Genomic DNA, 25,794 nt, shown 5'->3' with positions numbered 1-25,794 from the left:
GATCGTCGGGCGTGGGCCCGCGTCACGCTCAGTGGCCGCGATAGAGTTGCGCGATTTGAGCGTTGCTGGCCGCGGCGCGACGTGTGTGCCCGGTGTGCAGGCTGACGCGGCGAATCGGGCGCGTGCGGTGCGCGGTATCGCGGCTGCCTTTCCAGTCGGCCACGCGGACTGCGCCGGCGCGCGTCCGGTCAGGTGTGCGCAACGACGGCGCGGCTCGTGCAACCGCCGTCGGGCGAGCGGGTTTGCCGGCGAGCGGGGTGCTCTGTTGTGGACTGGCCGCCACTTGCGTTTGATCAGGCGAATGAAACGGGTAGACGGGTGCGGGCACGACCGGCAGGAATGGATCGTTCGACGCGGGCGGCAGCCCGGCTTCGGTCGCGACGGCGGCCGGCGCACCGGATCCGCGACAAACGGGATCGGCCTTGCAGGTCTGGTCGACCGCCACGTAGCCGCCGACCAGCAGCACGAGCGTGAGGATGCTCAGGATCGGCGCGCTCGACGCCCGCGGCCGCTGGAAAGCCGCGTTGCGCAGCGCGCGGGCGACCCGCGACGACCACGTGTGAAACGAGCGCGGCGCATGTGCGGCGCGTGCGTCGGCCGGTGTGCGGTCGATCGGCTCGAACGGCCAGTTCCACTGGCCGCAGACGGGGCAGTGCTCGAGTGCGCGGAACGCCACGAAGCCGCATTCGCGGCAGCGGCAGCACGTCGCGTGCCGCGATTCGGCGCGTGCATTCAGCACGGAACGCCAAGCATCGCGCGCGCGGACGCTGCGGTTGGGCAGGACGCGCATGTCAGCGGCCGGCGGACGCTATCGTCGGGCTACACATCGGCGGTCGTTCGCATGCGGTGTTCAAGCGATTCTCCATAACATCGGACGCGTGAAACCCGTTGGTCCGCGGCTGCCTGCCGCTTCATTCTTGGTCGTTTGCACGCGAAACGCAAGGCGTAAGTCGCGCGTCGCGCTCCGCACGCTTCGTACCAGCCGCCGTGCCGCTGTCGGGCCGCGAGCATACCGAGCGTCTCCAGCGCACGCTCGACGGGCGGTGTCCACGGTCGTCCGTAATTGAGCCGCAAATAACGGCGGAAACCGCCGGTCGCGGAAAAGATCGGCCCGGCGCGATGCTCACGCCGTTTTCCATCGCCTCGCCGAACAGGTGCGTCGCATCCATGTGCGGCGGCAGTTCGATCCGCAGGAAATACCCGCCGCGCGGTGCGAACACTTCGGTATCCGTCGGAAGCGCGCGGACGGCATGGTGTACTACGCGCGCTGGAAGGATAGCGGCGGGGCCGACCAGATCTATGCGAAGACGGCCGACCCGGCCTCGACGCCGAGCGCGCTGGCGCTCAACGACTGCATGAGCAACAATTCGGACCCGGCGCCCGTCAGTGGTACGAAATACCTGTTCTTCTCGTCGACGACGGCGGGCGGTTATCAGCTCTATGTGGGCGACGTGACGCTTGTAGCTCGAGCAGATCGGGAAGAGGAAAGTCGGCGATTACAACGGTAATGCCGTCAGTTGAAGCGGCGCGAAAGCATCGCGCCGAAAGGCTGAAAAATCCGCCTGGCGTTTTCGATCAGGCCTTCGCGGCCGCTCGGCATGCTTCCTACTGCACAGCGCCTGCCTCACGCATGCAGCACATGCGCCGGAAACGCCGCCCCCGCACCCGCCGCACCCTGCGCGAGCGGCGCTACCTGCTTGCGGCGCTCGCGCGTCGGCGCGACGCCGAACGCATCGCGATAGCTCTTGCTGAAATGGCATGCCGACTGGAAGCCGCACGCCATCGTGATGTGCATGATCGACATGTCGGTCTGCAGCAGCAGCTCGCGCGCACGACGCAGCCGCAGCGTCAGGTAGTAGTGCGTCGGCGTCATCCCGAGATGTTCGCGGAAGAGGCGTTGCAATTGCCGCTGCGACATGTTCGCGAGCCGTGCGAGTTCCTCGCGCGACAGCGGCTCCTCGATGTTGTTTTCCATCAGCGAGATCACTTCGAACAGCGACTTGTTCGCCGAGCCGAGGCGGGCGACGAGCGGCATGCGCTGCTGCGCGCTCGTGTCGCGCACGTGTTCGACGATGAACTGCTCGGCGATCTGCGTGACGCGCGCGGTGCCGACGCGCGCGGCGATCAGGTTCAGCATCATGTCGAGCGGCGCGACGCCGCCCGTGCACGTGATGCGGTCGCGGTCGATCACGAACAGTTCCTTCAGGAAGCGCGTGTCCGGAAACTCTTCCTTCAGCGCGGACATGTTCTCCCAGTGGATCGCGCACGCGTAGCCCGCGAGCAGCCCCGACTTCGCGAGTGCATAGGTGCCCGTGCACAGGCTGCCGAGCGAGAGCCCCATGCGCGCGAAGCGACGCAGCGTCGACAGATGGGCGGGCGTGGTCGCGCGCTGCACGTCGACGCCGCCGCACACGAAAACGATGTCGGGTTGCCCCACGCATTCGGCCGGCCCCGTGTCGACCGTGAGGCCGTTGCTCGCCATGACCGGGCCGCCGTCCGGGCTGATCACCGACCAGCGATAGAGCGGCTGGCCGCTCAGGTAGTTCGCCATCCGAAGCACCTCGATCGCATTGGTGAACGCGATCATCGTGAAGTTCGGTAAAGGCATGAACGCGAAGTGGGACAGCGACGCTGTGCGGTCGGGCGACATGGGGAGCGTTCCTTGAATCTCTAATAGCTTTTTGGCCCGGGGCACGGATCGGGCTACGGTATTGTGTGAGCGAGTGCAACAAGCGTGCCATACGGCTAAACCCTAGCTCCATACGTTGTCTGGGCATCGGGCCGTTGCTGCACTGCACCGTATCCGGGAGACGCCGCACGCGAACGTGCGGCAAACGCACTGCCGGTGTGCGTGTCCATAGGTGAATCAGCGACACCGTTTCGGGCGGTCATCCAGAAAAGCACGACCGGTCACTTGTACAAAACGGACGCGCATGGCGGAAAAGGCAAAGAACGCGTCTAAATTCATCAATCCGCCGAAAATCCGAACGACAAGAATAGAGCCGTCGGCAGCCTTGCACTGGGCGAGTGGGAAACCCAGGCACGGCGGGCCTCGAGCTTCGGTTGCAGCCCTTTATTCTTCGTCACGGACGCACTATGTCGAACACTCAGCCTTTCTTCTCGCAGACCCTTGCCGAGCGCGACGCGCCGGTGCGCAGCGCCATCCTGAAGGAACTCGAGCGTCAGCAGTCGCAAGTCGAGCTGATCGCGTCGGAAAACATCGTGTCGCGTGCCGTGCTCGAGGCGCAGGGCTCGGTACTGACCAACAAGTATGCGGAAGGCTATCCCGGCAAGCGCTACTACGGCGGCTGCGAATTCGCCGATGAAGTCGAGGCGCTCGCGATCGAACGCGTGAAGCAGATTTTCAACGCCGGCTATGCGAACGTGCAGCCGCACTCCGGCGCGCAGGCGAACGGTTCGGTGATGCTCGCGCTCGCCAAGCCGGGCGACACGGTGCTCGGCATGTCGCTCGACGCGGGCGGCCACCTGACGCACGGCGCGAAGCCGGCGCTGTCGGGCAAGTGGTTCAACGCGGTCCAGTACGGCGTGAACCGCGACACGCTGCGCATCGACTACGACCAGGTCGAGGCGCTCGCCCACGAGCACAAGCCGAACCTCATCATCGCCGGCTTCTCGGCTTACCCGCGCGCGCTCGACTTCGCACGCTTTCGCGCGATCGCCGACAGCGTCGGCGCGAAGCTGATGGTCGACATGGCGCACATCGCGGGCGTGATCGCCGCGGGCCGCCACGCGAACCCGGTCGAGCACGCGCACGTCGTCACGTCGACCACGCACAAGACGCTGCGCGGCCCGCGCGGCGGCTTCGTGCTGACCAACGACGAGGACATCGCGAAGAAGATCAACTCGGCCGTGTTCCCCGGCCTGCAGGGCGGTCCGCTGATGCACGTGATCGCCGGCAAGGCCGTCGCGTTCGGCGAAGTGCTGCATGCGGATTTCAAGACCTACATCGACAGCGTGCTCGCGAACGCGCAGGCGCTCGGCGAAGTGCTGAAGGCTGGCGGCGTCGATCTCGTCACGGGCGGCACCGACAACCACCTGCTGCTGGTCGACCTGCGCCCGAAGGGCCTGAAGGGCGCGCCGGTCGAGCAGGCGCTGGAACGCGCTGGCATCACCTGCAACAAGAACGGCATTCCGTTCGACACCGAGAAGCCGACCGTCACGTCGGGCATTCGCCTCGGCACGCCGGCCGGCACGACGCGCGGCTTCGGCGTCGCGGAGTTCCGCGAGATCGGCCGCCTGATCCTCGAGGTGTTCGACGCGCTGCGCGCGAATCCGGAAGGCGATCCCGCAACCGAACAGCGCGTGCGCCGCGAGATCTTCGCGCTCTGCGAGCGCTTCCCGATCTACTGATCGACCCCACAAGAACAGTCACACGAGCGAGAGCAGATATGAGCACGCTGCATCAGGACAGCATCATCATCGACGGACTGAACATCTCGAAGTTCGAGAAGCCGGTGTTCGAGGACATGCGAAAGGGCGGCATCACGGCCGCGAACTGCACGGTATCGGTGTGGGAGAACTTCACCAAGACCGTCGACAACATCGGCGTGATGAAGAAGAAGATCCGCGACAACGGCGAGCTGCTGACGCTCGTGCGCACGACGGACGACATCTTCCGCGCGAAGAAGGAAGGCAAGACCGGGATCATCCTCGGCTTCCAGAACGCGCATGCGTTCGAAGACAACCTCGGCTACATCGAGGCGTTCGCCGACATGGGCGTGCGCGTCGTGCAGCTTTGCTACAACACGCAGAACCTGGTCGGCACCGGCTGCTACGAGCGCGACGGCGGCCTGTCGGACTTCGGCCGCGAAGTGATCACCGAGATGAACCGCGTCGGCATCATGGTCGACCTGTCGCACGTGGGCGGCAACACGTCGTCGGAAGCGATCGCGTTCTCGAAGAAGCCGGTGTGCTACTCGCACTGCCTGCCGTCGGGCCTGAAGGAACATCCGCGCAACAAGAGCGACGCGCAGCTGAAGGAGATCGCCGATGCGGGCGGCTTCGTCGGCGTGACGATGTTCGCGCCGTTCCTGAAGCGCGGCATCGAAGCGAACATCGACGACTACATCGAGGCGATCGACTACGTCGTGAACCTGATCGGCGAAGACGCGGTCGGCATCGGCACGGACTTCACGCAGGATTTCGCGAAGGAGTTCTTCGACATGCTGACGCATGACAAGGGCCGTTATCGCCAGCTGACGAACTTCGGCAAGGTGATCAACCCGGACGGCATCCGCACGATCGGCGAATTCCCGAACCTGACGGCCGCGATGGAACGCCACGGCTGGAGCGAGTCGCGCATCCGCAAGATCATGGGCGAGAACTGGGTGCGCGTGTTCAAGGACGTGTGGGGCGCGTAAGCGCCCGACGAGCCGAACCGCTACCGTCGTTTCAACATAAAAAAATCGGGACGTGCCAGCGCTTGCCGCGCGGGCACGCGGACGATGTCGCGCCTGCGCACTGAGCCGCGCGGCCACTTTCCTCACGGAGTCACCACGATGCAACCGCAACTGCCGATCAACGTCGATCCCGATACCGGCGTCTGGACCACCGACGCGCTGCCGATGCTGTACGTGCCGCGCCACTTCTTCACGAACAACCACGTCGCCGTCGAGGAAGCGCTCGGCGTCGACGCATATGCCGAGATCCTCTACAAGGCCGGCTACAAATCCGCCTACCACTGGTGCGACAAGGAAGCCAAGCTGCACGGCCTGACCGGCATGGCCGTGTTCGAGCACTACCTGAAGCGTCTGTCGCAGCGTGGTTGGGGCCTGTTCTCGATCATCGAGGCCGACCCGGCGAGCGCCCGCGCGAAGATCGAACTGCGCCACTCGTCGTTCGTGCTCCAGCAGCCGGGCAAGGAAGGCAAGCTCTGCTACATGTTCGCGGGATGGTTCGCGGGCGCGATGGACTGGGTCAACGACACGACGCCGGAAGGCAAGGGCGCGCCGCGCGCGTACTCGAAGGAAGTGCAGTGCGCGGCCGAGCATCACGACCACTGCATCTTCGAAGTGTCGCCGATCGCGCACTGACGCATTGATTCACTGAAGCCGAACAACACCCGCAACACGAGACATTCGAACGCCAGAGGTCGCCAGCGATGCGTTATCCCCACCTGTTCAAACCCATGCAGCTGAACCAGCTGACGCTGCGCAACCGGATCGTCAGCACCGCGCACGCGGAGGTGTATGCCGAGCCGGGCGGCCTGCCGGGCGACCGCTATATCCGCTACTACGAGGAAAAGGCGAAGGGTGGCGTCGGCCTGGCCATCTGCGGCGGGTCGAGCCCGGTATCGATCGACAGCCCGCAAGGCTGGTGGAAATCGGTGAACCTGTCGACCGACAAGATCATCGATCCGCTCACGCGCCTGGCCGACACGATGCACAAGCACGGCGCGAAGATCATGATCCAGGCGACGCACATGGGCCGCCGCTCGTCGTTCCACGGCGAGCACTGGCCGCACCTGATGTCGCCGTCGGGCGTGCGCGAACCCGTGCACCGCGGTAACGCGAAGATCATCGAGATCGAGGAAATCCGCCGCATCATCGGCGATTTCGCGGCGGCCGCGAAGCGCGTGAAGGCGGCCGGCATGGACGGCATCGAAATCTCCGCCGCGCACCAGCACCTGATCGACCAGTTCTGGAGCAAGCGTTCGAACCACCGCACCGACGAATGGGGCGGCAGCCTCGAAAATCGCCTGCGCTTCGGCATCGAAGTGCTGACGGCCGTGCGCGAGGCGGTCGGCAAGGATTTCTGCGTCGGCCTGCGCATGTGCGGCGATGAATTCCACGAAGACGGCCTCGATCACGAAGCGCTGAAGGAAATCGCGCAGGCGATGTCGGAAACCGGCCTGATCGACTACCTGAGCGTGGTCGGCTCGGGCGGCGATACGCACAACACGATCGCGAACTGCATGCCGCCGATGGCGCTGCCGCCGGAGCCGTTCGTGCACCTCGCGGCCGGCATCAAGTCGGTCGTGAAGATTCCGGTGATGCACGCGCAAAGCATCCGGGATGCGGGCCAGGCCGAGCGCCTGCTCGCGAACGGGATGATCGACCTGGTCGGCATGACGCGCGCGCAGATCGCCGATCCGCACATGGTGATCAAGATCCGCGACGGCCGCGAGGACGAAATCAAGCAGTGCGTCGGCGCGAACTACTGCATCGACCGCCAGTACAACGGCCTCGACGTGCTGTGCATCCAGAACGCGGCGACGTCGCGCGAGGCGACGATGCCGCACATCATCGAGAAGTCGCGCGGCCCGAAGCGCAAGGTCGTGGTGGTCGGCGCCGGCCCCGCGGGCCTCGAGGCCGCGCGTGTCGCGAAGTTGCGCGGCCACGACGTCGTGCTGTTCGAGAAGAACGCGGAAGTGGGCGGCCAGGTGATGATCGCCGCGAAGGCGCCGCAGCGCGAGCAGATGTCGGGGATCATCCGCTGGTTCGACATGGAAACGAAGCGTCTGGGCGTCGATCGGCGTCTCGGCGTGGCCGCCGACGAGAAGATGATCATGGCCGAGAAGCCGGACATCGTCGTGCTCGCCACCGGCGGGTCGAGCTTCACGTGGCAGGTGCCGGCGTGGGGTGTGGCCGAAGGCCTCGCCGTCAGCTCGTGGGACATCCTGACCGGCAAGGTCGAGCCGAAGCAGAACGTGCTGCTGTTCGACGGCGTGAGCACGCATGCGGGCGCGGGCGTGGCCGATTTCATGGCGAGCCGCGGCTCGAAGGTCGAGGTCGTCACGCCGGACGTGAAGGTCGCCGACGACTGCGGCGGCACGACGTTCCCGATCTTCTATCGGCGCCTGTACGCGTTCGGCGTGATCCCGACGCCGAACACGACGCTCGATCGCGTCTATGAAGAGAACGGCAAGATGATCGCCGTGCTGCGCAACGAGTACACGGAAGAACTGGAAGAGCGCGCGGTCGACCAGGTGGTGATCGAGAACGGCTCGTCGCCGAACGACGAACTGTACTGGAAGCTCAAGCCGGAATCGGTGAACCGCGGCCAGATCGATCCGCACACACTGTTCGCGGCCGAGCCGCAGCCGTGCCTGTCGGAAGAACTCGGCAACGGCCGCTTCCTGCTGTTCCGTGTCGGCGACTGCATCTCGATGCACAACGTCCACGGTGCGATCTACGACTCGCTGCGTCTCGTGAAGGATTTCTAAAAGATGAACCCGTCCTTCCTCATTACCGCCCTGTTGTGGCTGTCGGTGGCGGGGCTCGCGTTCGCGGTCGCGAAGCGCTCGTCCTACTGGCGTCTGGGCCGCGCCACCGCGCCCGGCTCGTTCGGCGTCGCGAACCTGTTCGCGATTCCGAAGCGTTATTTCGTCGACCTGCACCACGTGGTCGCCCGCGATCCGTACATCGCGAAGACCCACGTCGCGACCGCCGGCGGTGCGATCGGCGCGCTCGCGCTGGTGTTCGTCAACTATGGCCTCGCGATCTACTCGCCGTGGCTCGACAAGCTGATCTTCCTCGCGGCGCTCGCGATGCTGGTCGGCGCGGTGTTCGTGTGGCGCCGCCGCGCGGCGAAGAACGTGCCGGCGCGCCTGTCGCGCGGCCCGTGGAATACGCTGCCCTGGCTGCTCGGTTCGTTCGCGCTCGGCCTCGTGCTGTTCATGCTGGTGCCGACCGGCGCGATGTCGGGTGCGTTCGCGGTGCTCTGCGCGCTGCTGATCGGCGTCGGTGCGTTCACGATGACGGTCGGCGCCGCGAAGGGCGGCCCGATGAAGCATGCGATCGCCGGGCTGCTGCACCTCGCGTTCCACCCGCGCCAGGAGCGTTTCGCGGCCACGCGCGAATCCTTCACCGGCAACGGCACGGCCACGCCGCCGACCGCGCTGAAGCTGCCGGACATCGAGCATCAGGAGTACGGCGTCGCGAAGCCGGTCGAATTCCGCTGGAACCAGTTGCTGAGCTTCGACGCATGCGTGCAGTGCGGCAAGTGCGAAGCCGCGTGCCCGGCGTTCGCGTCGGGCCAGCCGCTGAACCCGAAGAAGCTGATCCAGGATCTCGTCGTCGGGATGGCCGGCGGCACCGACGCGGCGTACGCGGGCAGCCCGTCGCCGGGCATTCCGGTCGGCCAGCATCGAGGCGAGCCGAACGGCCCGATCGTGTCGGGCCTGATCGAGGAGCAGACGCTGTGGTCGTGCACGACCTGCCGCGCATGCGTGCAGGAATGCCCGATGCTGATCGAGCACGTCGACGCGATCGTCGACATGCGCCGCAACCGCACGCTCGTGCACGGCACCGTGCCGGGCAAGGGCCAGGAAGTGCTCGCGAACCTGCGCGAGACCGGCACGATGGGCGGCTACGACACGGCCGCGCGCTACGACTGGTCGGTCGACCTGAGCGCCCCGGTCGCGCAACCCGGCAAGCCGGTCGACGTGCTGTTCGTCGCGGGCGAAGGCGCGTTCGACATGCGCTACCAGCGCACGCTGCGCGCGTTCGTGAAGGTGCTGAACAAGGCGGGCGTCGATTACGCGGTGCTCGGCCCGACCGAGACCGACACGGGCGACGTCGCGCGCCGGCTCGGCGACGAAGCGACGTTCCAGCAGATGGCGAAGCGCCTGATCGGCACGCTCGGCACGCTGTCGTACAAGCAGATCGTGACGGCCGACCCGCACGTGATGCACAGCCTGCGCAACGAATACCGCGCGCTCGGGCTGCGCGTGACGGTCAAGCATCACACGACCTATCTGGCCGAACTGGCCGAGAGCGGCAAGATCGCGCCGAAGGCGGTCGACGCGCTGCAGGAGAAGCGCACCACGTATCACGACCCGTGCTACCTCGGCCGCTACAACGGCGAGACGGAAGCGCCGCGCAAGCTGCTGAAGACGATCGGCATCCAGGTCGTCGAGATGGAGCGCAACGGCATGCGCGGCCGCTGCTGCGGTGGTGGCGGCGGCGCGCCGCTGACCGACATCCCCGGCAAGCAGCGCATCCCGGACATCCGCATCGCCGACGCACGCACGATCGGTGCCGACGTGGTCGCGGTTGCGTGCCCGAACTGCACGGCCATGCTCGAAGGCGTCGTGGGCCCGCGCCCCGACGTGCTCGACGTCGCCGAACTCGTCGCCGCCTCGCTGGAGTGAATCGATGAATACGATCAAACGAATCGATCCGCGCCGGCCGTTCATCATCACGGCCGCCGGCCTGAAGCGCATCACGCTCGGCGAGGAAGGCAGCGCCGATGCGAACGCCGCGCAGTGGTCCGCGCACGGTCATGGCGCCGCGGCCGCGAAGCCGCGCCGCGCGCTGCAGGGCCCGAAGCACGTAATGCTGGTGGTCGCGCACAGCGAACGCGGCGCGCTCGACGACCATTCGCGGCAGGCGATTGCCGCCGCCGCGGTGCTCGCCGATGCGCAGACGGAAGTCGCGCTGCTCGCGTTCGGCGAGCTCAAGGACGACGTGGCCGAACTCGGCGTCGACAAGCTGCTCGAGCTGACCGGCTTCGATCGCCGTGCGTTCGATCCCGAAAGCGAACTGCAAGCGTTGCAGGCGTGTGTTGCCGCGCTCGCGCCGAAACACGTGTTCGTGCCTGACAACGCGACGGGCGACGGCGACCTCGGCCGGCGTTACGCGGCGGCCGCCGGCGCGAGCGTCGCGACCCACGTCGTCGAAATCGACGCGAAGCACGTGGGTACGTATGCCCAGGCCGGGCGCGCGTTCGCGACCCGCGCGCTGCCCGAGGTGATCCTGCTCGCGCAGAACGCGGTGGACGCGAAGCTGCCGTTCGTCGGCGCGGGCGAGCGCGTGGCGGCCGATTTCATCCGCCCGGCGCATGACGCCGCGCAGCCGTACCGCGATCTCGGTCTCGACGAAATCGACGCGGCCCAGGTCGCGCTCGAGGAAGCCGATTTCATCGTGTCGGCCGGCAACGGCGTGTCCGACATCGGCGCATTCGAGCGGCTGGCCGGCGTGTTCGGCGCGGCGATCGGCGCGAGCCGCGTCGCGGTCGACAACGGCCACTTCACGCGCGACAAGCAGGTCGGCGCGACCGGCAAGACGGTCGAGGCGAGCGTGTACATCGCGTTCGGCATCTCGGGCGCGGTGCAGCATTTGCAGGGGATCAAGGACTGCCGCCACGTGATCGCGGTGAACCTCGACGGCAGCGCGCCGATCGCGAAGCGCGCGAACCTGACGGTGGTCGGCGACGCGCAGGCGACGATCGCCGCGCTGATCGAACAGGTCCAGGCCGCGCGCGGCGAATCGCCGGCCGCGGTCGATAACCGTGAACCCGAAGGAGTCGCCGCATGAACGCCCCCCGCTCATTGCAACGCATCGCGGTGCTCGTGTCCGTCGGCCGGCATCCGGTCAGCGGCGTCGCGCGCTACAGCCGTAACGATGCGGCCGCGCTCGAAACCGGCCGCCAGCTCGCCGAGAAGCATCGCGCGACGCTCGACGTGATCCATGCCGGCGACCCCGCGAATGCGGCGCTGGCCGAGTATCTGGCGCTTGGCGCGCGGGAGGTCGAGGTGCTGGCCTGCCGCGACGGCGACGATGCCGTGCACGCGCTCGCCGCGCGCGTCGAAGGTTACGACCTCGTGCTGACCGGTACGCGCGCCGAGGGCGCGTACGACACCGGGATGCTGCCGTATCGCATCGCCGCGGCGCTCGGCTATCCGCTCGTCGGCTCGGCCGTCGACGTGACGGTCGAAGACGGCCGCGCGGCGGTCCGGCAATTTTTGCCGAAAGGGCTGCGGCGGCGTGTCGACGCGGCGCTGCCGGCCGTCGTCGCCGTGCACCCGCTCGCCGGCGTCGAGCCGCGCTATGCGTATGCGCGGCTGCGCGCCGGCGCGATCCGGCCGGCGCTCGCGGCGCCCGGCGCGGATGCCGATGCGGCCGCGTGGACGGTCGGCCCGGTCGAGCGTAAACCCGTAAAGCTGGTCGCCGCCGAGAAGCGCTCCGGGCATGCCCGGATGCTGTCCGCGACGACGACCGAGAGCCGTGGCGGCAACGTCGTAAATGAAGGGAGTTCGGTCGAAAAAGCACAAGTGATCCTCGCGTATTTGCGCGAGCATCAGCTCATCGACTACTGATTTTGATGCCTGTCGGCAAGCAACCCAGGGATGCAAGGAATCCGGAGCAAACGATGAAAGTATCGGCAGACATTCGTGCACTGATCGAACGCCGCAAGGAAGGCCACAGCCTCGAAGCGCCGTTCTACACGAGCGAGGACATCTTCGCGCTCGACATGGAGGCGATTTTCCGCCAGCACTGGATCCAGGTGGCGATCGAACCGGACGTTCCCGAGCCGGGCGATTACGTGACCGTGGAGCTGGGCAACGATTCGATCCTGATCGTGCGCGACGACGACATGGCGATCCGTGCGTTCCACAACGTGTGCCGTCACCGCGGCGCGCGCCTGTGCAACGAAGACAAGGGCTCGGTCGGCAACATCGTGTGCCCGTACCACAGCTGGACGTACAACCTGACGGGCCAGCTGATGTTCGCCGAGCACATGGGCGAGAAGTTCGACCGCTGCAAGCACAGCCTGAAGTCGGTGCACGTCGAGAACCTCGCGGGCCTGATCTTCATCTGCCTCGCCGACGAGCCGCCGGTCGATTTCGCGCAGATGCGCGCCGAGATGGAGCCGTACCTGCTGCCGCACGACCTGCCGAGCACGAAGATCGCCGCGCAGATCGACATCATCGAGGAAGGCAACTGGAAGCTCACGATGGAGAACAACCGCGAGTGCTATCACTGCGTCGCGAACCATCCGGAGCTGACGATCTCGCTGTACGAATACGGCTTCGGCTACCAGCGCTCCGACGCGAACGCCGAAGGCATGGACGCCTTCGCCGAAACGTGCGTGCGGCGCGGCAAGGAGTGGGCCGAGATTGGCCTGCCGTCCGCCGAAATCGAAAAGCTGCTCGACGTGACGGGTTTCCGCACGCAGCGCCTGCCGCTCGACCGTCACGGCGAATCGCAGACGCTCGATGCGAAGGTCGCGTCGAAGAAGCTGCTCGGCGGCTTCGACAAGGCCGACCTCGGCGGGCTGTCGTTCTGGACGCAGCCGAACTCGTGGCACCACTTCATGAGCGATCACATCGTGACGTTCTCGGTGATCCCGCTGTCGGCCGGCAAGACGCTCGTGCGCACGAAGTGGCTCGTGCACAAGGACGCGAAGGAAGGCATCGACTACGACGTGAAGAACCTCACGGCGGTGTGGAACGCGACCAACGACCAGGATCGCGCGCTCGTCGAATTCTCGCAGCGCGGCGCGACCAGCAGTGCGTACGAACCGGGCCCGTACTCGCCGTACACCGAAGGTCTCGTCGAAAAATTCTCGGCCTGGTACATCGGCCGGCTCGCCGAACAAACCGGCGCGTAGTCGTCAGCGGAACAGCAAGCGGAGTTAGAAATGATGCGAGATGCGGCCAATTTCGAGCCGGCGGACAGCCGGGTGACGCACCCGGCCTTCTGGAACGCGCTGTCCGAGCGCTGGACGAGCGACGTCGAGGAAACGCTGGTGTGCTGCCACGTACGGCAGGAAACCCACGACGTGAAGAGCTTCTTCTTCCGTTCACCGCAGGGCCGCACGTTCTCGTTCGAGCCCGGGCAGTTCATCACGCTCGAGCTCGACATCGACGGCGAGACGATCAACCGCTGCTACACGATTTCGTCGTCGCCGGCGCGGCCGCACACGATCTCGATCACGGTGAAGCGCGTGCCGGGCGGCAAGGTGTCGAACTGGCTGCACGACAACCTGCAGCCGGGCGCGTCGGTGCGCGTGCTCGGCCCGGCCGGCGAATTCACGTGCGCGCGGCATCCGGCGCGCAAGTACCTGTTCCTGTCGGCGGGCTCCGGCATCACGCCGCTGATGTCGATGAGCCGCGCGCACCATGATCTCGCGGAAGATCGCGACATCCTGTTCGTGCACAGCGCACGCACGCCGGACGACATCATCTTCGCGCGCGAGCTCGACCTGATCGCGTCGAACCACACGAATTTCCGTACGTCGTTCGTCGTCGAGCGGGTTGGCGCACGCACCAACTGGCCGGGCGTCACGGGCTTCCTGACGCTGCCGCTGCTGAAGCTGATCGCGCCGGATTTCATGGAACGCGAGATCTTCACGTGCGGCCCCGCGCCGTACATGAAGGCCGTGCGCGACCTGCTCGACGAAGCCGGTTTCGATCGCAAGCAGTATCACGAGGAAAGCTTCTCGTTCGAAACGCTCGCGCAGACCGCGAGCGACGAAGTGCTCGCCGAACTCGTGCCGCCGGCGGAAGGCGGCGAGGCCGCGACGAAGCAGTACACGGTCAGCTTCGCGAAGAGCAACCGCGAGATTTCGTGCGGCTCGGAGCAGCACGTGCTCGACGCGGCGCGCCAGTCGGGCGTGCGGCTGCCCGCATCGTGCACGCAGGGCATGTGCGGCACCTGCAAGGTGAAGCTCGTGTCGGGGCAGGTCGAGATGAAACACAACGGCGGTATCCGCCAGCGCGAGATCGATCAGGGGATGGTGCTGCTGTGCTGCAGCAAGCCGCTGTCGGATCTCGTGATCGACAAGTAGGCGAAGCGTCCCGTCGGCTGTCCGGGCGCGTCGCGTCTGGACAAGCATCTGTCGGAAAACAACGATACCGCGGATTTGTGGTTGAAGAACCTAGAGAGACAACGCGCACGGTGCGCAGACCAAGGAGATCGACCATGAAATTGTTCGGAAAACTGTTGTGGACCGGAGCCCTGTCGGCGATGGTTGCATTGAGCGCATCGGCACTCGCCGATACGAAACCGACGCTGAAAATCGGCTACGTCGAAGGCTGGGACGACAGCGTCGCGACGTCGAACGTCGCCGCCCGCGTGATCGAGAAGAAGCTCGGCTACGAGGTGAAGCTCGTGCCGGTCGCGGCCGGGATCATGTGGCAGGGCGTCGCGCGCGGCGATCTCGATGCGACGCTCTCCGCGTGGCTGCCGGTCACGCACGGTTCGTACTGGGACGAGTACAAGACCAAGGTCGTCGACCTCGGCGCGAATTTCCCCGATGCGAAGATCGGCCTGATCGTGCCCGCGTACGTTAAGGCGAAGAGCATCGAAGACCTGAATGCGGAGAAGGGCAGCTTCGGCGGCCGGATCGTCGGCATCGATGCGGGCGCCGGCGTGATGCGCAAGACCGATGACGCGATCAAGAGCTACGGGCTGAACTACACGCTGATGCCGAGCTCGGGCAGCGCGATGACGGCCGAGCTGTCGCGTTCGGTCAATGCGAACAAGCCGGTCATCGTGACGGGCTGGGCGCCGCACTGGATGTTCGCTAAGTGGAAGCTGCGCTTCCTCGAGGATCCGAAGAAGGTGTTCGGCGGCGCCGAGCACGTCGACAGCGTCGTGAATCCGGGCCTCGAAACCAAGGCGAAGCCGGTCGTCGCGTTCCTGAAGAAATTCCAGTGGAAGCCGGGTGAGATCGACAGCGTGATGCTGGCGATCCAGAACGGCTCGAAGCCGGAAGCGGCCGCGGATGCGTGGATTGCGGCGCATGCCGACCGCGTGAATTCGTGGACGGAAGGCGTGCAGTAAGCATCTCGACCTACGTCGCGCGAGTCGTCATAAAATACGCCGGGAATGGACTGCAGGAATCCGAAATAATCGGGATTTCATGCGGCCATATCCCGGTTTTCTTTTGCTGATTCTGCAAAAAATCCCGTAAATTGCTACACTACGGCCCTCGTGCAGAATCACCACTGCTTTGCATCGGACCAGAGTAAGCGCTAAAGCGCTCACGCTGAGCGAGAGGAGGAATTGGATGAGTCAAGCAGGACTGCGTGCGAATCGCACCAGTGATGTCGAGGCAACCATCTCACATGATTCGACGGGCCACACGCTGCATCGTGGCCTGACCTGGAAAGACGCTTTTTGGGTAACGAGCGGCGTGCCGGCAGGCGTGCTGTTCACGGTCGGCGGCGTATGCGCGACGATCGGCCAGCCCGCGTGGGCGATCTGGATCGCCGCGATCACGATGGGGCTGGTTCAAAGCGCGACTTATGCGGAAATATCCGGGCTATTTCCCCATAAATCGGGCGGCGCGTCGGTGTATGGCGCGATTGGCTGGGTCCGTTACAGCAAGCTGATTGCCCCGGTTTCCGTGTGGTGCAACTGGCTCGCGTGGTCGCCGATGCTTGCGCTCGGCTGCGGCCTCGCGGCGAGCTATGCGCTCACGAGTCTCTTTCCCGCCAATGCGGCGGTGCTGCACTGGCAGCTCAAGATTGCGGACCTCGGGTTCATCAAGCCCGGTCTGTCCCTGCGGATCAACGCGACGTTCATCATCGCGACGATTCTGCTTCTCATCACGTTCAAGCTTCAGCACAGCGGCGCATCGAAGGCCGCACGTACGCAGCGCGTTCTCGGCATTGCGTCGCTCACGCCGCTCTTGATCGTCGGCATCGTGCCGTTCATCACCGGCGACGTGCCGATGTCGAACCTGCTCCCGCTGCTGCCGCTCGGTCACGACGCGCAGGGCAACCTCACGGCCGCGACCTTCGGCTCGTGGAACGGGCAGGGCGTGACGATGGCGCTCGGCGCGATGTTCATGGCCGGCTGGGCGTCGTACGGTTTCGAGACGGCGGTCTGCTATACGCGTGAATTCCGCGATCCGCGGCGCGATACCGCGAAGGCGATCTTCTGGTCGGGTGCGCTGTGTCTCGTCGTGATGACGCTCGTGCCGATGGCGTTCCAGGGCGCGCTCGGCACGCAGGCGATGCTCGATCCGGCGATCGGCGACGGCACCGGCGTCGCGGCCGCGATGGCGAAGATCGTCGGCGGCGGCGCGTGGGTCGCGAACGCGGTGGTCGTGATGCTGATGCTGTCGATCCTGCTGATCGTGATGACGTCGATGATGGGCTCGTCGCGCACGCTGTACCAGGCATCGGTCGACGGCTGGCTGCCGAAGTACCTGTCGCACGTGAACGAGCACGGCTCGCCCACGCGCGCGATGTGGACCGACCTCGGTTTCAACCTCGTGTTGCTGATGATGTCGGACTACATGACGGTGCTGTCGATCTCGAACGTCTGCTACATGCTGTTCGTATTCCTGAACCTTCAGTCGGGCTGGATTCACCGGATGGATCGCGGCAACTGGGATCGGCCGTTCCGCTGCCCGACCTGGCTGCTCGTCGGCGGTGCGATCTGCGGTTACGCGAACCTCGTCTACGTCGGCGCGGGCGCGAACCTGCAAGGCGAAGGCACGCTGCGCAACGGGCTGATCGCGATGCTGCTGATCGTGCCGGTGTTCCTTTATCGCCACTACTGGCAGGATCGCGGCCGTTTCCCCGCGCAGATGCAGCGCGACATGGAGCTGGAAGTGCCGAAGCGCGCGCCGTGGCTGAGCCTGATGCCGTATGCGGCGCTGATCGGGGCCGGGCTGACGATCTGGTTGTCGTATTACTTTGCTTGGGTGAAGTGACGCGCAAGCGACCAAGGCGCGCTGACCGCATCGATCATGATGGCGACGCAGCCGATGATCGGACTCCTGCTCAACGCGCTGATACGGCGCGTCGCGCCCGCACCGGTGTCGATCCTGCTCGTCCTGCTGTCCTTTACCGGCGTGGCGCGCGTCATTACTTGCGGCGACGTGATTGCCGCGCTGCGCGAACCGCAGCACTACGCGGCCAATGCGCTGATCATCGTCGGAGCGCCGTGCTGGGTCGTCTCGCGCATGCCGTCGGCGTCCGCGTGACGGGGTGAGACGGCGTTCGCGGATGCGGCTCGCTTACGGGAACACCACCGTCCGATCGCCGTTCAAAAACACCCGCCGCTCGATGAACGCCTTCACCGCACGCGCGAGCGTGAGGCTTTCGACATCGCGTCCCACCGCGAGCAGTTGCTCCGGTCGCAGCGCATGATCGACGCGCTCGACGACCTGCTCGATGATCGGGCCTTCGTCGAGATCGTCGGTGACGAAGTGTGCGGTCGCGCCGATCAGCTTCACGCCGCGCGCATGCGCCTGGTGATACGGCTTCGCGCCCTTGAAGCCGGGCAGGAACGAGTGATGGATGTTGATCGCGCGGTTCGCGAGCTTCGCGCTCGTCTCCTGTGACAGCACCTGCATGTAGCGCGCGAGGATCACGAGCTCGGCGCCGCTCGATTCGAAGAAGTCGAGCCATTGCGCTTCCTGCTGCGCCTTGGTGTCGGCCGTGATCGGGAAGTGCCGGAACGGCAGCCCGTGCTGCGCGGCGAGCGGCTCGAAGTCGGGGTGGTTCGACACGATGCCGACGATGTCCATCTTCAGCTCGCCCATCCGCCAGCGGAACAGCAGATCCGCGAGGCAGTGCTCGAGCTTCGATACCATGATCAGCACCTTCGGCCGCGCGTTGACGTCGTGGATCGCCCATTGGATGTCGCCGTCGTGGCCACCGAGCCCGGCCGCGATCGGCCCGAATTCCTGGCGCAGCGCGTCGATCTGCAACGTCTCATCCGTCGGATGAAAGACGCAGCGCACGAAGAAGCGGTTGCTGAGATCGTCGTCGAACACGTTCAGCGCATCGACGTAGCAGCGATGGCGATCGAGAAAGCCGACGACGGCGGCGACCTGGCCGGCCGCGCTCGGGCACGACAGTGTCAGGACGAATTGATCGGGGCGGTGCTCGGCGGTCATGAGACTCCTCGGATGGCAGGGGCGCACGGCCGCGCGGCGGCGCACGACAGCGCCGCGCCGCGCGGGTGGCGGGAGGCTCAAGTAAATCAGGACGATTTCGGCGCGGATAGAACCAACGCGCCGTGTGGCTGGTATCGGTGCGCCAGCGGGCCGGGAGCGCGGACGGGAAACGGAAACGGCGGCGGCCGCGTGGCGTCAGGCCGCCGCGCACGCGTCCAGCAGCCAGCGCCGGAACACGTGGGTCGCGTCCGGCTCGGGCCGCTGCGGCGGGCGCACCAGGAAATAGCCGCGCGACGTGACGACGGGGGCGTCGACCAGCTTCACGAGCTGGCCGGAAGCGACCAGTTCGTCGACGAGCGGCGACCAGCCGAGCGCGACGCCTTCGCCGAGCAGCGCCGCATGGATCACGAGCGCATAGCTGTTGAAGGTCACGCCGCGGGCGGCGGCCGGCGTCTCGAGCCCATGCGCGTCGAACCAGCCCGACCACGACAGCCAGCGCTCGGGGCGCGTCGGCTGCACGTGCAGCAGCGGCAGCGCGAGCAGATGGTCGGCCCGCGCGACGTCCGGGTGCGCGTCGCGGAACGCGGGCGAGCAGACGGGCGTGACGGATTCCGGAAACAGCCGTGCGGCCGTGCACGACGGCCAGTGACCGTCGCCGAACAGGATCGCGATGTCGCCGTGGTCGCGCTGCGCGTCGTAATCCTGTGACGTGACGACGCGCACGTCGACATCCGGCATCACGTGCTTCAGCCCGGCCAGGCGCGGCATCAGCCAGTAGGTCGCGAAGCCGAAATCGGTGACGATCGTGAGCGCGCCGTGCTCGCGGCGCGCGCGCAGCGTCGCGGTCGCGCCGCGCAGCGTGTCGAGGCTCAGCCGCACGGCTTCGTACAGGCACTGGCCGTCGGCCGTCAGCGTGACGCCGCGCGGGCTGCGTTCGAACAGCGGCACGCCGAGTTCGGCTTCGAGCTGGAACACCTGCTGGCTCACGGCCGGCTGTGTCGAGCCGAGCTCGCGCGCGGCGGCCGTGAAGCTCGCGAGCCGGGCGGCCGATTCGAACGCGCGCAGCGCCTGCATCGACGGTAACGGTTCGGATTTCGACATAAGTCCCTCTAATGGCCCCATAAGGGCCGGACGCCTACCCGCGCGAATTCGGGCGGGCGATAGTGCAGCGGACGGTGCGGCAGATGCGCTTCATGCGCCACGCATTCCGCGATTCTAGCCAGCGCGGCCTCGGTGCGCGGCGGTTTCTGCGGATCGCCTCCGTCACGCCGGACGGCCCGCTGCCCGAGCGACGCGCCGTTCCATTCGAACACCGCTTTCCCCACGATCGCCGATGACGAACCCGACACCCAACATCCTGATCCTGATGGCCGACCAGCTCACGCCGTTCGCGCTGCCCGCGTACGGCAACCGCGTCGCCCGCACGCCGACGCTCGACCGGCTCGCCGCCGAAGGCGTGGTGTTCGACGCCGCGTACTGCGCGAGCCCGCTATGCGCGCCGTCGCGCTTCTCGCTGCTGACCGGCAAGCTGCCGTCGGGCATCGGCGCCTACGATAACGCCGCCGAATTGCCGGCGCAAACGCTGACGTTCGCGCACTACCTGCGCGCAGGCGGCTACCGGACGATGCTGTCCGGCAAGATGCATTTCTGCGGGCCCGACCAGTTGCACGGCTTCGAGGAGCGCCTCACGACCGACATCTATCCGGCGGATTTCGGCTGGGTGCCCGACTGGGACAGCCCCACCGAGCGGCCGACTTGGTATCACAACATGAGTTCGGTGCTCGACGCCGGCCCGTGCGTGCGCACGAATCAGCTCGACTTCGACGACGAAGTGACGTTCGCCGCGAAGCAGAAGCTGTACGACGTCGCGCGCGAACGCGCGGCCGGGCACGATGCGCGGCCGTTCTGCATGGTCGTGTCGCTGACCCATCCGCACGACCCGTATGCGATCACGCGCGAATACTGGGATCTGTACAGCGACGAAGAAATCGACATGCCGGCCGTGCGGCTCGACGCGGCCGAGAGCGATCCGCATTCGCAGCGGCTGCGCTTCGTCTGCGAGAACGACCGTACGCCGCCGACGGACGCGCAGATCCGCGCCGCCCGCCGCGCGTATTACGGCGCGACGTCGTACGTCGACACGCAGTTCGGCAGTGTGCTGGCCGCGCTCGAGCAATGCGGGTTCGCCGACGACACGATCGTGATCGTCACGTCCGACCACGGCGACATGCTCGGCGAGCGCGGGCTCTGGTACAAGATGACGTTCTTCGAAGGCGGCTGCCGCGTGCCGCTGATCGTGCATGCGCCGGGCCGTTTCGGCGCCGCGCGCGTGCGCGGGCCCGTGTCGCACGTCGACCTGCTGCCGACGCTCGTCGATCTGGCCGGCGCCGCGCCGGCCGGTGGCTGGCCCGACCCGATCGACGGCGCGAGCCTGGTGCCGCACCTGCACGGCACGCCCGCGCGCGACGTCGCGCTCGGCGAATACCTCGCGGAAGGCGCGCTCGCACCGATCGTGATGATCCGGCGCGGCGACTGGAAATACGTGCATTGCCCGGCCGATCCCGACCAGCTCTATAACCTGTCGGACGACCCGCGCGAGCTGACGAACCTGGCCGGGCAGCCGGAAGCCGCCGACGTGCTCGCCGCGTTCCGCGCGCAGGCCGCGCGGCGCTGGAACCTGCCCGAACTCGACCGGCAGGTGCGCGCGAGCCAGCGGCGGCGGCGCTTCCATTACGCGGCGACGACGCAGGGCCGCATCCACGCGTGGGACTGGCAGCCGTTCACCGACGCGAGCCAGCGCTACATGCGCAACCACATCGAACTCGATACGCTCGAGGCGATGGCGCGTTTTCCGCGCGTCGGGCGCTGAACGTCCGGCAGCGCGAACATTCATGAACGACGGAGGAAGCGGGCGATGAAACGGCAATGCAATGCAGCAATCCGAAGGATCGGCGCGGCACTCGCCGCCGCCGCCGCGTGCGTGGCGGCGGCGCAGGCGGCGCATGCCGCCGATCCGCAGACGTGCAGCGACGTGAAGATGGCGGCGCCCGGCTGGACCGACATCGACGCGACGAACGCGATGGCGGGCGTCGTGCTGAAGGCGCTCGGCTACCGGCAGGACGTGGCGAACCTGTCGGTGCCGATCACGTACCAGGGGTTGAAGAAAGGGCAGGTCGACGTGTTCCTCGGCAACTGGATGCCCGCGCAGGCGCCGCTCGTGAAGCCGTTCGTCGACGAAAAATCGATCGACGTGCTGCATGCGAACCTGAGCGGTGCGAAGTTCACGCTCGCGGTGCCCGACTACGTGGCTGCCGCCGGCGTGCACACGTTCGCCGATCTCGCGCGCTACGCGGACCGCTTCGGCGACAAGATCTACGGGATCGAGCCGGGCGCGCCCGCGAACCAGAACATCAAGCGGATGCTGTCCGACCACGCGCTCGGGGCCGCGAACTGGTCGCTCGTCGAATCGAGCGAGACGGGCATGCTCACGCAGGTCGAGCGCGCGGTGCGCGACAAGCGCTGGATCGTGTTTCTCGCATGGGAACCGCACCTGATGAACACGAAGTTCCATCTGACGTATCTGTCGGGCGGCGATGCGTACTTCGGCCCGAACTACGGCGGTGCGACGGTCAACACGGTTACGCGCGCCGGGTTCGCCGGCCAGTGCACGAACCTCGCGCGGCTGTTCCGGCAGATGACGTTCTCCGTCGACGTCGAGAACCGGATGATCGCCGACATGCTCGACAACAAGACGTCGCCCGCGCTCGCGGCGCAGCATGTGCTGAAGGCCGAGCCGGCGTTGGTCGCCGGCTGGCTCGACGGCGTGACGACGGCGGCCGGCGCACCGGGCCTGCCGGCCGTGCGCGCGGCTCTCGACGGGCGCTGATCCCCTCCCTCAGGGCGGCCGGCTTTTGCCGTGCCGCCTGTCTACGTGTTTTCCCGATCAGTCGCATCGTGACTATTTAGTGTCGCCTTCAGACGGGTGATGCGAAATATGGGTTTGTATTTTTCGCCAATGGCTGCGTTATTGCGGAAAACGAAATAGCGGAGCCAGCGGACGTACCGAATTCGAATCCGCCGGCGTATTGCGGCACGCGTCAGGCCAAGGTTCTTTCCATCGAACGGTTCAGGGAGGGTGGTCGACAATGAAGCAAAAGAAAGTCGCCGTAGCCGCCGCGCTTGCATGCGCGGCCTGTATTCCCGCCATCGGGCATGCGCAGAGCAGCGTGACGCTGTACGGGATTCTCGACGCGGGCATCACGTACGTGAACAACACGGGCGGCTCGCACGTGGTCAAGTTCGACGACGGCATCGCCTACGGAAACCGCTTCGGCATCAAGGGCACCGAAGACCTGGGCGGCGGCCTGAAGGCCGTGTTCACGCTCGAGAGCGGCTTCCACCTCGGCAACGGGCAACTCGGCTTCGGCGGCGCGGAATTCGGCCGGCAGGCGTATGTGGGCCTGCAGAACGACTGGGGCACGCTGTCGTTCGGCAACCAGCTCGACATCACGAACGAACTCGTGTCGATCTACAACATCTCGGCGTGGGGCAGCGGCTATGCGATCCACCAGGGCGACTTCGACCGCTTCAACGGCGACCGCCTGCCGAACTCGGTGAAGTTCCTGTCGAACGACCTGAGCGGCTTCAAGTTCGGCGCGATGTATTCGTTCGGCAACGTCGCGGGCAACTTCCATCGCAACAGCGCATGGAGCGCGGGCGCGAGCTTCACGAAGGGCGACTTCTCGATCGGCGCCGCGTACACGCGCCTGAACAACCCGAACGGCATCTATGCGTTCGACCCGTACGCGATGATCGGCACGCATACGTTCCTCGGCCAGCAGACCGTCACGGTCGATCCGGCGACCGGCGCGCGCACCGACCTGTTCTCGAACACCGCGATGGACGTCGACAGCCAGGGCACGTTCGGCATCGGCACCAGCTACACAATCGGCAAGCTGACGCTCGACGCGAACTACTCGTACACGACGATCAAGGGCTTCGGCCAGTCGTCGCACATGCAGGTGTACGAAGGCGGCGGCCTGTACCAGTTCACGCCGGCGCTGAGCTTCATCGCGGGCTACCAGCACACGCGCTTCGAAGGCCACCACTGGAACCAGGGCACGGCCGGCCTGCACTACCTGCTGTCGAAGCGCACCGACATCTACATCTCCGGCGATTACCTGCGCGCGTCGCAGGGTGTCGATGCGGTGATCGGTTACAGCTTCACGCCGTCGACGACGCAGACGCAGGCCGACGTGCGGATCGGGATGCGGCATTCGTTCTGATCGGGTGGGATGGTCCAGTAACGTCCTCAGCGAGGTCTCTCTTTGGCGCGAACCGCGGTTCGCGCTTTTTTTTTGTGCGAGGCGACGACTCGACGGCGCCGCCGGCCGGTTTTCCGCGGTTGGCATATCATCGCGGTTTGGCCGCGCCTGCACCGTTGCCGCGCGCACGCACTCGCGTGTGTCGTCGTTTCCCGAACGGTTGCGGCGCGCAGCGCCAGCCGCCGAGAAACCGATGACCACCCCCGTGCCCGATTCCAGTCCTGTATCCCCGTTACCCGCCAACCTGTTCCGCCACGCGCCGTTCCAGCGTTTCTGGGGCACGCGCGTGATGTCGTCGCTGGCTTTCCAGATCCTGTCGGTTGCGATCGGCTGGTACGTGTACGCGCTCACGCACAGCGCATTCGCGCTTGGCCTCGTCGGCCTCGCGCAGTTCGTGCCGATGTTCGCGCTGACGCTCGTGGTCGGGCAGGTGGCCGACCGCTACGACCGCCGGCGCATCGCGACGATCTGCCAGAGCGTCGAGGCACTGGCCGCCGGCGTGTTTCTGATCGGCGCGGTGCAAGGGTGGCTGGCCGCGCCGGCCGTCTACGCGCTCGCGGCGATCGTCGGCACGGCGCGTGCGTTCGAGTCGCCGTCGGTGTCGTCGTTGCTGCCGGCCGTCGTGCCGCGCACCGACCTGCCGCGCGCGACCGCGCTGTCGACGTCCGCGAACCAGGCCGCGCAGATCCTCGGGCCGGCGTTCGGCGGGTTGCTCTACGGTGTCGGCGCGCCCGTCGCGTTCGGCACGAGCGTCGCGGCATTCGCGATCGCGGCGATGCTGAGCGGGACGATTCCGCTGCGCACCGCACCGCCGGCCCGCGAGCCGGTCACGCTGCGCTCGGTGTTTTCGGGCATCGCGTTCATTCGGCGCGAACCGGCGATTCTCGGCGCGTTGTCGCTCGACCTGTTCGCGGTGCTGTTCGGCGGCGCGACCGCGCTGCTGCCGATCTACGCGCGCGACATCCTGCAGGTCGGCCCGTGGGGGCTCGGTGCATTGCGCGCGGCGCCGGCGGTCGGCGCGCTCGCGGGCACGCTGTGGCTCACGCGTTTCCCGTTGAAGGGCCGGCCGGGCCGCGCGATGTTCGGCGGCGTGATCGCGTTCGGCATCGCGACGATCGTGTTCGGGGTGTCGCGGCACTTCGCGTTGTCGCTCGTGGCGCTGGCCGCGCTCGGTGCGTCGGACGTGATCAGCGTCGTCGTGCGCCTGTCGCTCGTGCAACTGCGCACGCCCGACGACATGCTCGGCCGCGTGAGCGCGGTCAACTCGCTGTTCATCGGCACGTCGAACCAGCTCGGCGAATTCGAATCGGGCGTGACGGCTGCGTGGTGGGGGGCGCCGGCCGCGATCGTCGTCGGCGGCGCGGCGACGATCGCCGTCGCGCTCGCGTGGATGCGGCTGTTTCCGCAGCTTACGAATATGAAGTCGCTCGAACGCGACGCGTGACGCGTATCACGCGTCATGCATCCTGCGTCACGCGCACGGCCGTGCCGTAGCAGATGACCTCGGTCACGCCCGCGCCGATCTCGGTCGAGTCGTAGCGCATCGCGACGATCGCGTTCGCGCCGAGCGTGCGCGCCTCGGCGAGCATCTTGTCGAATGCCTGCTGGCGCGCCTTCTCGCACAGCGACGTATAGAGCGTGATGTTGCCGCCGAAGATCGTCTGCAGCGACGCGCCGAACGAGCCGACGATCGAGCGCGAGCGCACGACGATGCCCAGTGCGACGCCGAGCGAGCGGACGGTCGTATGGCCGGGCAGGTCGAAGGCGCTCGTCACGCGGGCGGGCGACAGGTCGTCGATGGAGCGGGTAGGTTCGGTCATGGTGGGCAAGCGCGTGGCGAGTGGTCGAACGACGATTCTAGCCG

General features: G+C 66.7%; 21 protein-coding genes and 2 pseudogenes. 17 read left to right on the top strand and 6 right to left on the bottom strand.

Translation table 11 applies throughout. The annotated features are described in order from the left end of the window. Positions 1–28: 28 nt before the first annotated feature. A complete protein-coding gene (locus tag CFB89_RS26340; protein ID WP_089470404.1) occupies positions 29–790 on the bottom strand; it encodes a hypothetical protein in 762 nt (253 codons plus the stop codon). Positions 791–981: 191 nt separating this feature from the next. After that, positions 982–1,250, bottom strand: a pseudogene (locus CFB89_RS35515) (PLP-dependent aminotransferase family protein); the annotation flags it as partial. Here CFB89_RS35515 and CFB89_RS26330 point away from each other — a divergent pair. Further along, positions 1,239–1,457: pseudogene (locus CFB89_RS26330) on the top strand (hypothetical protein); the annotation flags it as partial. The pseudogenes CFB89_RS35515 and CFB89_RS26330 sit on opposite strands and share 12 nt — an antisense overlap. Before the next feature lie 167 nt (positions 1,458–1,624). Here the strand turns inward: CFB89_RS26330 and CFB89_RS26325 are convergent. Beyond that, positions 1,625–2,650, bottom strand: a complete 1,026-nt coding sequence (locus CFB89_RS26325) for a GlxA family transcriptional regulator (RefSeq protein WP_089470403.1) — start codon at positions 2,648–2,650, stop codon at positions 1,625–1,627. Between the two features lie 446 nt (positions 2,651–3,096). Between CFB89_RS26325 and CFB89_RS26320 the strand changes: the two genes are divergently transcribed. The 12 genes from CFB89_RS26320 (at position 3,097) to CFB89_RS26265 (ending at position 17,688) form a co-directional block, all read left to right on the top strand. Further along, the gene (locus CFB89_RS26320) at positions 3,097–4,371 is read left to right on the top strand and encodes a serine hydroxymethyltransferase (protein ID WP_089436937.1); all 1,275 of its coding nucleotides are present in this window, start codon (positions 3,097–3,099) and stop codon (positions 4,369–4,371) included. A 38-nt stretch (positions 4,372–4,409) separates the two neighbouring features. Further along, on the top strand, positions 4,410–5,381 hold the full coding sequence (locus CFB89_RS26315) for a dipeptidase (protein ID WP_006480656.1): 972 nt from the start codon (positions 4,410–4,412) through the stop codon (positions 5,379–5,381). A gap of 138 nt (positions 5,382–5,519) precedes the next feature. Continuing rightward, complete coding sequence (locus tag CFB89_RS26310; RefSeq protein ID WP_050012296.1) at positions 5,520–6,053, top strand: DUF5943 domain-containing protein; 534 nt, start codon at positions 5,520–5,522, stop codon at positions 6,051–6,053. A 68-nt stretch (positions 6,054–6,121) separates the two neighbouring features. After that, complete coding sequence (locus CFB89_RS26305) at positions 6,122–8,185, top strand: NADH:flavin oxidoreductase (protein WP_089470402.1); 2,064 nt, start codon at positions 6,122–6,124, stop codon at positions 8,183–8,185. A gap of 3 nt (positions 8,186–8,188) precedes the next feature. Next, complete coding sequence (locus CFB89_RS26300; protein ID WP_089470401.1) at positions 8,189–10,114, top strand: (Fe-S)-binding protein; 1,926 nt, start codon at positions 8,189–8,191, stop codon at positions 10,112–10,114. Positions 10,115–10,118: 4 nt separating this feature from the next. After that, positions 10,119–11,279: an electron transfer flavoprotein subunit alpha/FixB family protein gene (locus CFB89_RS26295; RefSeq protein ID WP_089470400.1), complete on the top strand. Its 1,161-nt coding sequence runs from the start codon at positions 10,119–10,121 to the stop codon at positions 11,277–11,279. Further along, entirely contained in the window at positions 11,276–12,061 is a 786-nt protein-coding gene (locus tag CFB89_RS26290; protein ID WP_089470399.1) for an electron transfer flavoprotein subunit beta/FixA family protein, read from the top strand. Before CFB89_RS26295 ends, CFB89_RS26290 begins: the two co-directional genes overlap by 4 nt. Positions 12,062–12,114: 53 nt before the next feature. Beyond that, entirely contained in the window at positions 12,115–13,356 is a 1,242-nt protein-coding gene (locus CFB89_RS26285; protein ID WP_089470398.1) for an SRPBCC family protein, read from the top strand. 30 nt (positions 13,357–13,386) lie between these two features. Then, on the top strand, positions 13,387–14,535 hold the full coding sequence (locus tag CFB89_RS26280; RefSeq protein ID WP_089470397.1) for a hybrid-cluster NAD(P)-dependent oxidoreductase: 1,149 nt from the start codon (positions 13,387–13,389) through the stop codon (positions 14,533–14,535). A 134-nt stretch (positions 14,536–14,669) separates the two neighbouring features. Then, a complete protein-coding gene (locus tag CFB89_RS26275; protein WP_089470396.1) occupies positions 14,670–15,533 on the top strand; it encodes a glycine betaine ABC transporter substrate-binding protein in 864 nt (287 codons plus the stop codon). A gap of 226 nt (positions 15,534–15,759) precedes the next feature. Continuing rightward, complete coding sequence (locus CFB89_RS26270; RefSeq protein ID WP_089470395.1) at positions 15,760–17,415, top strand: APC family permease; 1,656 nt, start codon at positions 15,760–15,762, stop codon at positions 17,413–17,415. Positions 17,416–17,469: 54 nt separating this feature from the next. Further along, complete coding sequence (locus CFB89_RS26265; RefSeq protein ID WP_179233535.1) at positions 17,470–17,688, top strand: hypothetical protein; 219 nt, start codon at positions 17,470–17,472, stop codon at positions 17,686–17,688. 33 nt (positions 17,689–17,721) lie between these two features. Here the strand turns inward: CFB89_RS26265 and purU are convergent, their stop codons facing one another. Beyond that, positions 17,722–18,606, bottom strand: coding sequence for a formyltetrahydrofolate deformylase (gene purU / locus CFB89_RS26260; protein WP_069617431.1), 885 nt, complete (start codon positions 18,604–18,606; stop codon positions 17,722–17,724). Positions 18,607–18,801: 195 nt separating this feature from the next. Continuing rightward, positions 18,802–19,707 carry a LysR family transcriptional regulator gene (locus tag CFB89_RS26255; RefSeq protein ID WP_089470394.1) on the bottom strand — a complete coding sequence of 302 codons (906 nt, stop codon included), beginning with the start codon at positions 19,705–19,707 and terminating at the stop codon, positions 18,802–18,804. Positions 19,708–19,939: 232 nt separating this feature from the next. Here CFB89_RS26255 and betC point away from each other — a divergent pair, with 232 nt between their 5' ends. The 4 genes from betC to CFB89_RS26230 all read left to right on the top strand — a co-directional run bounded on the left by betC (position 19,940) and on the right by CFB89_RS26230 (position 25,374). Further along, the gene (gene betC, locus CFB89_RS26245; protein WP_089470393.1) at positions 19,940–21,475 is read left to right on the top strand and encodes a choline-sulfatase; all 1,536 of its coding nucleotides are present in this window, start codon (positions 19,940–19,942) and stop codon (positions 21,473–21,475) included. 45 nt (positions 21,476–21,520) lie between these two features. After that, on the top strand, positions 21,521–22,492 hold the full coding sequence (gene choX / locus CFB89_RS26240) for a choline ABC transporter substrate-binding protein (protein WP_089470392.1): 972 nt from the start codon (positions 21,521–21,523) through the stop codon (positions 22,490–22,492). A gap of 259 nt (positions 22,493–22,751) precedes the next feature. Further along, a complete protein-coding gene (locus CFB89_RS26235) occupies positions 22,752–23,891 on the top strand; it encodes a porin (RefSeq protein WP_089470391.1) in 1,140 nt (379 codons plus the stop codon). A gap of 232 nt (positions 23,892–24,123) precedes the next feature. After that, positions 24,124–25,374, top strand: a complete 1,251-nt coding sequence (locus CFB89_RS26230; RefSeq protein WP_089470390.1) for an MFS transporter — start codon at positions 24,124–24,126, stop codon at positions 25,372–25,374. Positions 25,375–25,387: 13 nt separating this feature from the next. Here the strand turns inward: CFB89_RS26230 and CFB89_RS26225 are convergent, their stop codons facing one another. Then, positions 25,388–25,750, bottom strand: a complete 363-nt coding sequence (locus tag CFB89_RS26225) for a YbjQ family protein (protein ID WP_089470389.1) — start codon at positions 25,748–25,750, stop codon at positions 25,388–25,390. Between the last annotated feature and the right edge of the window lie 44 nt (positions 25,751–25,794).

This window comes from Burkholderia sp. AU16741, assembly GCF_002223345.1.
Taxonomy (GTDB): domain Bacteria; phylum Pseudomonadota; class Gammaproteobacteria; order Burkholderiales; family Burkholderiaceae; genus Burkholderia; species Burkholderia sola.
Note: the sequence above shows the minus strand (reverse complement) of the source record. Positions and strands in the feature narration are given on the sequence as shown.